Origin of the sequence: Salinibacter sp. (assembly GCF_042218895.1) — a bacterium.
Classification (GTDB): domain Bacteria; phylum Bacteroidota; class Rhodothermia; order Rhodothermales; family Salinibacteraceae; genus Salinibacter.
Map to the genome: position 1 here is coordinate 1 of NZ_JBDGQQ010000109.1, position 8,208 is coordinate 8,208.

General features: G+C 63.5%; 8 protein-coding genes and 2 pseudogenes. 3 read left to right on the forward strand and 7 right to left on the reverse strand.

Annotation, left to right across the window (positions count from 1 at the left end; genetic code table 11):
• Nucleotides 1–2,915: BamA/TamA family outer membrane protein (locus tag ABEL04_RS09760; protein ID WP_375802204.1), on the forward strand; the 2,915-nt coding region annotated here is incomplete at its 5' end.
• A 130-nt stretch (nt 2,916–3,045) separates the two neighbouring features.
• Here ABEL04_RS09760 and ABEL04_RS09765 read toward each other — a convergent pair.
• The 6 genes and pseudogenes from ABEL04_RS09765 to ABEL04_RS09790 form a co-directional block, all read right to left on the reverse strand.
• Nucleotides 3,046–3,747, reverse strand: a complete 702-nt coding sequence (locus tag ABEL04_RS09765) for a hypothetical protein (protein WP_375802205.1) — start codon at nt 3,745–3,747, stop codon at nt 3,046–3,048.
• A gap of 168 nt (nt 3,748–3,915) precedes the next feature.
• Nucleotides 3,916–4,281: a calcium-binding protein gene (locus ABEL04_RS09770; protein ID WP_375802206.1), complete on the reverse strand. Its 366-nt coding sequence runs from the start codon at nt 4,279–4,281 to the stop codon at nt 3,916–3,918.
• Between the two features lie 28 nt (nt 4,282–4,309).
• Complete coding sequence (locus ABEL04_RS09775; RefSeq protein WP_375802207.1) at nt 4,310–4,582, reverse strand: DUF6429 family protein; 273 nt, start codon at nt 4,580–4,582, stop codon at nt 4,310–4,312.
• 16 nt (nt 4,583–4,598) lie between these two features.
• A pseudogene (locus tag ABEL04_RS09780) lies at nt 4,599–4,697 on the reverse strand (thymidylate synthase); the annotation flags it as partial.
• A gap of 159 nt (nt 4,698–4,856) precedes the next feature.
• Nucleotides 4,857–5,948 carry a hypothetical protein gene (locus ABEL04_RS09785; RefSeq protein ID WP_375802208.1) on the reverse strand — a complete coding sequence of 364 codons (1,092 nt, stop codon included), beginning with the start codon at nt 5,946–5,948 and terminating at the stop codon, nt 4,857–4,859.
• Between the two features lie 3 nt (nt 5,949–5,951).
• A complete protein-coding gene (locus ABEL04_RS09790; RefSeq protein WP_375802209.1) occupies nt 5,952–6,848 on the reverse strand; it encodes a thymidylate synthase in 897 nt (298 codons plus the stop codon).
• Nucleotides 6,849–7,003: 155 nt separating this feature from the next.
• Here ABEL04_RS09790 and ABEL04_RS09795 point away from each other — a divergent pair, with 155 nt between their 5' ends.
• Nucleotides 7,004–7,291, forward strand: coding sequence for a hypothetical protein (locus tag ABEL04_RS09795; RefSeq protein ID WP_375802210.1), 288 nt, complete (start codon nt 7,004–7,006; stop codon nt 7,289–7,291).
• A gap of 64 nt (nt 7,292–7,355) precedes the next feature.
• Here ABEL04_RS09795 and apaG read toward each other — a convergent pair whose 3' ends face one another.
• Entirely contained in the window at nt 7,356–7,739 is a 384-nt protein-coding gene (gene apaG / locus ABEL04_RS09800) for a Co2+/Mg2+ efflux protein ApaG (protein WP_375802211.1), read from the reverse strand.
• A gap of 261 nt (nt 7,740–8,000) precedes the next feature.
• On the opposite strand from apaG, the pseudogene ABEL04_RS09805 reads away from it, so the two are divergent.
• Nucleotides 8,001–8,208 (forward strand): annotated as a pseudogene (locus ABEL04_RS09805) (phosphoadenosine phosphosulfate reductase); the annotation flags it as partial.

Consider the following 8,208-nt stretch of genomic DNA (forward strand, 5'->3'; position numbering starts at 1 on the left):
TCTGCGCCACGATCTGCGCTGCTCAGGCCCAGAGCTTCCGCACGTTTACCGGCCGCAACCACCCCGAGATCGACTGGCGCGTGGCGACGACCGAGCACTTCGAGATTGTGCACCCGGCCCGTCTCGACAGCATCGCGGCCGAGGCCGCACCGATTGCGGAGACGACGTACGACTCTCTCTCGGCCAACCTGAACGTGACCTTCGACGAGCGAATACGGGTCTACCTGAGCGACCAGGACGCCATCGTCAACGGCTTTGCCGTTCCCTTCGGCCCCGGGTACACCGACATCTGGGTCAACACCAACGACTGGGCCGCCTCCTTCTCCGGGCCGGCCTCGTGGCTGCGGGTGGTGCTCTCCCACGAGCTCACGCACCTCTTCCACTTTCAGGCCATGGAGGGAGACCTTGGCATCTGGGGGCAGCTCATCTGGGGCAGTCCAGGCTTCTGGGTAGAGGGCCTGGCGCAGTATCAGGCCGAAACGTGGAACGCTCAGCGGGGCGAGCGCTGGCTCCGGGCCGCCGTCCTGGACGACGACCTCTCCTACGACGACGGCCAGTCGCTCTGGAACGGGCGGCTCCTCTACGCCTCCGGCCACAGCCAGATGCGCTACTTCGCTCAGCAGTACGGCGACTCGACGCTCACCGACGTGCTTCACCACAAGAAGGACGTCCTGTTTGGGCTGGCGGAGGTGCACGACTTCGAAACGGCCTTCAAGAAGACCACCGGCACCTCCCACGAGACCTTCTACGAGCAGTGGCGGCGCGACGTGAACGTCTACTACAATACGCTGGCCGGGCAGCTCGAAACGCTCGACTCCCTCCGCACCGATACGCTGAACGTGCCCGGCCGGTCCGTGCAGGACCTCGCCTACAGCCCCGACACCACCCGCATCGCCGTGCTTTCGGAGCTGTCGCCGACGCGGCCGGTGCGCCGGCTCCACGTGATCGACCGCTCGACCGGCGCCCGGACCGTCGTGGCGGAGGGCCCCATCGAGCCCCCGGTGGCCTGGCGCCCCGATGGGGAGCAGATCGTGTTCAGCCGGCAGACGCGGGCCGAGCACGGCTCGATCGTCGACGATCTGTTCATGGTGGCGGCCGATGGGGACGACGAGCGCCGCCTCACGTACGGGCGCCGCACCTCGGCCCCCACGTTCGGGCCGGACGGCGAGCGGCTCGCGTTTGTCGCGACCGAGGACGGCACGGCCAATGTCCATCTTCGGACCCTCGAGACGGGCCGCACCACGCCGGTCACGGACTACGAGGGCGACGTCCAAATCACGGGGCTCCAGTGGCATCCCTCGCGCGACACCCTGGCCCTCGCCCGCGTCGACGCGAAGGGGGGGCGGGAGCTCGTGCTCCATGACCTGGGCACGGGCGCGTCGACGGCCCTCACCGATCCTGCGACCGACGACCGCCAGCCGGTCTGGAGCCCCGACGGCACGCAGCTGGCCTACACCTCGCTCCGGGACGGCGTCCCCAACGCGTTCGTGTACGACGTGGCAACCGACACGCACCGCCGCACGACGCACCTCGTCCGCGGCGCCGCGGTCCACGACTGGGTGCCGGCCGACTCGGCCTTTGGCGCCGACTCGGCCGACACGGGGCCGGAGACGGCGCTCGTGACCTCGACGACCCTCTCCAAGACGAGAGACGGCGCGTTCCGGATTCCGGCGGGACGGTCGGCCCGGTCCGTCGAGCCCTCGATCCCAGACTCGTACGCGGCCTGGACGACCACGCAGCCGCCCCGCACCATCCCCCGAACCCTGTCGCCGGACCCGTCGCTCATCGAGTCCCGGAGGCAATACAATTCCCTGTCCAACCTCACACACCGGGCCTCCTTCGGGCTGCCCTACTACGAATTTTCTACCGGCGATTTCGGCATCACGGGGGCGACCTCCTGGACCGAACCGCTGGGCAAGCACACATTCAACGTGGGGGGAAGTGTCTCCTTCACCGAGCCCACCGAAAACAGCGAAGTCGTGGCGACGTACCTGAATCGGCAGCTGTATCCGACAATCGGGCTCACTCTATTTAGCGCCTCCTCCTCGGCCCGCATCTACGGGAGCGACCTGCTGGTGGAGGACCGCACCGGCGTCGAGCTGTCGGCCCGGTGGCCCCTCGACTGGGGGGTCGGGCCCTACGTCTCGACATCGGCCTCGGCCCGGCTTCGCTACGCGGACCTCGAGCCGCTCGACCGGGACGAGTTCACCCCGGCGCTCGGCGCCCTCGCGCCGCCCCGGGCCGGCCAGCAGGCCAGCCTCCGCCTCCAGTTCACCCGCCGCAAAAAGCCACCGTACCGGCACACGCTCATCCATCCGCTTGACGGGTGGGGGCTCCGGCTGCGAGCCACGGGCACGGCCGAGGTGCTGGGGGGCGACAGCTCGTTCCTACGCGGCGACGTGGCCGGCTACCAGATCCTGCCGGGCCTCGGCACGCAGCGGATTTTCCTCTACGGCCGACTGCAGGCGCAGACCGGCTCGTCGTTCCCGCAGGACTACATCGGCTTCTCGCGGTACGATTCGATTGAGCTCCCCCTGCCGGGCGCTGTGCCGGTCTCGCTGGGCGACGTTGAGCGAGTGCGCGGCTACCGGCAGTACGTGCTGGGCGACCGGGTGGCCTTCGGCAGCATCGAGTACCGGATCCCGTTTGCGGAGAGCCTGCAGACGGAGGTGCTCGGTCTCGTCGGGCTCGGCAAGACGACGCTCACGGGGTTCATCGACGGGGGCGTGGTGTGGAGCGACGGGGGCCCTGCGGACGGCGTGCAGCAGGTGGGGGCCGGCGTGGAGCTCAAAAACGCGCTGCGCATCGGCGGGCTTCGCGTCGGGCACGCCCTCGGCACCGCCCGGTCGGTGCTGGAGGGCGGCGTGGAAAACTGGAAGGTCTACTACCGGGTGCAGACAGCACTGCCGTTCTGATGACGGAACGCTCGTGGCGGCTCTCGCGGACACGCCAGCCGTGTGCCATCCGCTGGTGGACGAATCGTCGAGGCATTGCCACACGCCCGTAGAGGGCAAGACAACCCCGAGCACGACCGGAACCGAGCGTCTAGTCTTCCGCGGTGGGGTACGTTCCGAGGACCTGGGGCCCGCCATCGCTGTTCGGAATCTTCGCGCCGATGACCTTGAAGACGAACGTATAGTTGTCGATCGCCTCGCGATTTTCGACGGGAAGGGTCACCGAGAACCTCCGGCCGATGTTTTGGCTCACCGCCGCGGAGTCGGCCCCTGCGTCCGTGGGCTGAAGGATCGCCTCCGTCGTGCCGTATCCGCTGGTCGTACCGGAGCGTCTTGCAAACTCGACCGTGCTTCTCGGCAGCAGGTGCACGGAGACCGAGGTGCTGCTCCCGAGAATCGGGTCCCCGCTCGGCACGATGAGGGGAGGGACCGCGCCGTCACGTTCCGGGTAGCCCATGTCCCCCCGCAGGAGACGAACCCTCCGGCCATCGGGCATCACGAACGTCCCCTTGTCAAGCCGGACTCGAAGACTGTACGCCGACTTGTTCTCGACAGTAAGGCGGAGCGAGGTGTTATCGAAGCCCCAGATGGCCCGGAGGAGATCGTCCTCGTAGACCTGCTGAGCGTCAGTGCCGGGCTCTTTCTGGGCGAGGGTGTAGTCTCCGTACTGCGTCTTGGCGTGATCGGAGCGCTCCACCGACTGGAGTTTGGTGTTGTAGCTCACGCTCTGAAATGCCGTGCAGCCGGCAAGGAGAGCAGCGGTGAGCACAACGAAGAGGCGAGGGTATCGCACGGAGTTGTAGGGTAAGGTGACCAAGCAGCTCGCGGCTGAGTTGTACCGGACGGGCCTGTGGGGGTGGGGCGCGACGGGCGAACGTGGAAGGCGAGCCGATGCACGTGGCATCGATTCCTCTAAACCTATCGGAGGGTGAATTTTTCGGTCTCTGAAGGCACGTAGTCCCTATCCGTTCCAGTAGTGCCAGTCGGCAATGGCCTGCTGCGCCTCCGCGTCGATGTCGAGGCCTTCCAGTTGCGAGAGCGGGACGCCGAGCGTGCGATCGTCCCAGTCGATCGTGACGAACATCTCGTCCATACAGCTTTGCTCGTCGGGCAGGCCGGTCACCCGGACGGTTTCGCCCTCGCGCAGTGGCGAGACGGGGCGTTCGCGGATGCATCGCGCCTCGAAGGGAAAGGGCAGTTTGTTCTCGAGGTAGTAGTACCAGCCAAGGGCCTGCTCCTCCGGGTTGTACGCATCAACGGTGATCTCCGAGCGGATCCGGTCGCGGCGCGCCTCTGCATCGTCTGAATGATCCGAGTGTGCGTTCATGGGGCAAGAGGGGAATGGATGCGTGCAGTTACGACTCGTCTAGCGGGTCCTCCACACCAAACAGTTCCTGGAACAGCTCCTCGGCGCGCTCCCGGCCCTTCTCGGTGAGGACGACGGACTCGGCCTTCGAGCGGGGATCGGCAATGTAGCCCTTGTCGTGCAGCCGGTTCATGTGCTTGAAGTTGTGTCCCTTCCACGTTCGCATTACGGGACGGTCGTCTACCGACACGTCCGTCTCCCATGCCGTCAGCCAGAGGAGGGCGAGGATGGTTTCGTCGACTTTGTCTTCGTCGTAGTCCATGGCGGTGGGACGGTTGTTAAACAGCAATCGGCGCCTGGAGGGCCGGGTGATGCTCGTAGTTCTCGATCGTCACGTCGTCGGCGGTGTAGTCGAAGATCGAGTCGCGCTCGCGGAGAGGGCCGCCTTGCACGGGCCCTTGGTTCGAGACGGCGAGGTTGTGGCCGAGAAGGACATCCGTGATAAGTCCAAGGAGCCCTCTGACCGAGAACTGAAGGATCATAACTGCGGGGCAACTGGAGCTCCAGTAGAATCGAAAGGGTCTTAATCGGTGATCTCAGTCCTGGTGGGACCATCCCGGAAAGGTATCGTTCTTTACACGGTAATGGACAGTGCCCCGGTCAATGCCGTAGGCTCGTGCGGCTTCAGATTTCGACTCGTACGTTTCCTGCCCAACCACGACTGGTTTCTTGTGACGCTCGTTGCCATCGCGGTCGGTGTCACGAAGTTCTTTCCAGGCGGCATGCTTGCGCTCGCCAAACACCTCTGCCTCATCGTAAAGCAGATCGTACAACTGCACGATCTGGTTCTCACCGCTCACCACTCCCCGGCAAACCGGTTTGTCTCCGATGCCATAAACGCCAAGGTGGAAACCATGTCGGTCCAAATACACGGCAGCACCCTCTAGAAACGACTGTGTGCCGACAATTTGCCAACGAAACCGTCCGGCCCGGATGCCAACTGAACCATCCCCGTCTTGATAACCTCGGAGAAAGTGATGGAGATGGCGGTTGGGTACTTTGCCCGACGGCCACTCCAGATTCAACGTCTTGTTTTTGACTACGCCGTATGATTTTAACACCTCCAGCCCTTTTCCATAGTCGAGTGAGAAGCGGACGTAATGAGTGCCATCATGGTGATAGTCATGAACCGGCGACTCAGGTTGGATGAGATCGCGGACCTGTCGCACGATGTCTGCGTCCTGTACATGCTGCACTACCGTAATTCTATCCCCGGATACGCTGCCGTCGGCATACATCAACCCAAGGAAGTAGTAAAAGGACGCAGAACGGGGACGCACAAAGAAGTCTTTTCGTACTGCGTATTCACGACGCGCTTCGGAGCGCGACTTCTTGTCTACACCCTGTCGGTCCAAAACGTTGCTTATGCAGTGGTATGACACGTCGTACTCCTCTTCCAGCTGAGCCATAGATACGGTCGGTTCCGTATACTTCTCAGCGATAGCTTTCTCTTGCGTCTCACTGAGGGCCCGGTGCCCTGTGTCGACGTCGTACTCGTTGAGGACCGTACGAACAAAGGACTCGCTCACACCGAATTCGTCGGCCGTTTCCTCCTGTGTGCGGGCATCATCTTTGGCGTAAAACTCGGCAATACTCCGACGTTTCTCATCAGGAATGCGGTCAGGCATGGTCTAAACTGATATTGGTGCCGAGATTGAAGGATGAGGATCATAATTCTCGATCACGAAGTCTTCGTATTTGTAATCATCCAGGTCGTCAGGAGGTTCATCACGATCTATTCTTAAGGTAGGCAGGTCCGGCTTTGGTGTGCGCGAAAGAAGTTCTTCCACTTGAGGAAGATGATCACTATAGATGTGGCAGTCTCCGCCTGAGAAGATCAGCTCCTCTGGCACCAGGCCGACCTGCTGGGCCAGCATGTGCGTGAGCAGGGCGTAGCTGGCAATGTTGAAGGGAAGCCCCAGGAAGCTGTCACAACTGCGCTGCTGCCACATCAGCGAGAGGCGCCCGTCGCCCGGTTCCCCCTCCACAAAGCACTGGAACGCGTAGTGGCAGGGCGGAAGGGCGGTGTCCTCCACCTGGGCGGGGTGCCAGGCGCTCACGACGTGGCGGCGCGAGTGCGGCCGCTCGCGGAGGCCTTCGATCAGCCGCTCAATCTGGTCCACCCGCCGCTCCGGTCCCTCGAAGTCGCGCCACTGTGTGCCGTAGACGGGCCCGAGGTCGCCCCACCGCTCGGCGAACGCGTCGTCCTCCGCGATGCGCTCCTCGAAGGCCTCCTGGCTGATCTCGTCGCCGGTCTCCTCGCGGTACCGCTTCAGGGGCCAGTCCGTCCAGATCGACACGCCCGCCTGCACGAGCGACTGGATGTTGGTCTCGCCCCGCAGGAACCAGAGCAGCTCCTCCGTCACGCCCCGCATCCACACCCGCTTCGTGGTCAGCAGCGGAAAGCCCTCCCTCAGGTCGAAGCGCAGTTGCCGCCCGAAGACGCGAATCGTCCCCGTCCCGGTGCGGTCCGCATGCCGGGTGCCGTGATCGAGGATGTCCTGGAGGTAGTCGAGGTACTGGCGCATTTGGGAGCGGGAGCGTGGGGGTGGAGAGAGCAGTGAAGGTGGTAAGAAGATGCCCTGAGAAGCTCAATGCACAACTGCCGCCTGGATGGGAACGCGCCGCCGAATCCTCTCGTTGAGCGGAAGCAATCGATCCTGTACCGACGATGCCCCGTGACATGGCCAATATAGACTCCGACATCCCCGAGAACAAGCACGTCAAGCAGGCCATCAACCATCTGGAGAAAGTGCTCGACTACGCCCCAATGGTGGCCGAGGGCCGCAACGCCACCGTGCACCTCACGCCGCAGGACTGGCAGGTCGTGGCCGACGCCTTCTTCAACATGGATGTCCCGGACGAGGCCTTCCCGGACGCCATTGAGGACTACGGACTCACCAACGAGAACGAGACCATCACGCTCACCACTGACGACTACGACATCGAGATTGAGGTGGTCGCCACTTGAAGATTAGAAAATTGCAGATCGGAAGATTTGGGGCGGCAATTTTCAATCTGCCAATCTTTAAATGTTAGTTCGCGGCGGCGTGTAGGGGGAACGATGGCACAGACGCCCGAAACTGCTCCCCGTCAGCCCGCTGCACGAGGTAGTTGCCCTCCACGGTGCCGTTGAACGATTCGATCGTGCAGGAGCCGTCGTGGACGTGCGTCTCACCGGGTGCGATGACCGGGTGGGGGCGAAGATTGCTGTCCCCAGTCAGATCCTGTCGGCTGCCGTCGGACTCCTGGATGATCCACCGGCGCCGAAGCAACTGGACTTCGTCTGGGCCGGTGTTCTCAATGCAGATGGCGTAGCCAAACGCAAACTCGCGCTCCACAAGGTCGGACGGCTCATCCAGATAGAAGGGCCGGACAGTTACGGTAATGTCGCGGGTGGTGGAGACGTAGCTGATCATGGGGACGGAGGAAGACTGCTAGGAAAAGCCATGTGGTACCAAGAGAACAGGGGAATGGCCGAAAATTGCACGCGCACATTGTTACCGGCCAGCAAAGAATTATTCAATGGAGAGCCTCTGGATTTCATAAAAGCCCTTCCGGGCACAAAAGGGTTGACGGGAGGAGCGCCGAGTCCTTGTTTTGGGGGTGTTGTCACAAATTGCGTGCCGCCCTGGCCGCTCTCTCAGCACCCAATCCCTGAAAAACGGGCCTGAGCTCAGATGGCCTCCCCGTCCGATCCCGCCGATGCTCCATGGCCGAGCACACGCCTCGCAGCCCTGAATGCCCAGTTCGAGCCCCACGGCCCCAAGCCGATCCTCAACTGGGCCACCCACACCTTCGGCGACGATCTCGCGCAGGGCACGGGATTTGGACCGTCCGGCATCGTCATCATGCACATGCTGGCCGACCTCCGGCCCGGCACCACGG

Excerpts from the sequence above, each read along its gene's own strand:
- ABEL04_RS09770 (WP_375802206.1), bottom strand. The coding sequence starts at position 4,281 with ATGAACGCACACTCGGATCATTCAGACGATGCAGAGGCGCGCCGCGAC.
- ABEL04_RS09775 (WP_375802207.1), bottom strand. The coding sequence starts at position 4,582 with ATGGACTACGACGAAGACAAAGTCGACGAAACCATCCTCGCCCTCCTC.
- ABEL04_RS09785 (WP_375802208.1), bottom strand. The coding sequence starts at position 5,948 with ATGCCTGACCGCATTCCTGATGAGAAACGTCGGAGTATTGCCGAGTTT.
- ABEL04_RS09790 (WP_375802209.1), bottom strand. The coding sequence starts at position 6,848 with ATGCGCCAGTACCTCGACTACCTCCAGGACATCCTCGATCACGGCACC.
- ABEL04_RS09795 (WP_375802210.1), top strand. The coding sequence starts at position 7,004 with ATGGCCAATATAGACTCCGACATCCCCGAGAACAAGCACGTCAAGCAG.
- apaG (WP_375802211.1), bottom strand. The coding sequence starts at position 7,739 with ATGATCAGCTACGTCTCCACCACCCGCGACATTACCGTAACTGTCCGG.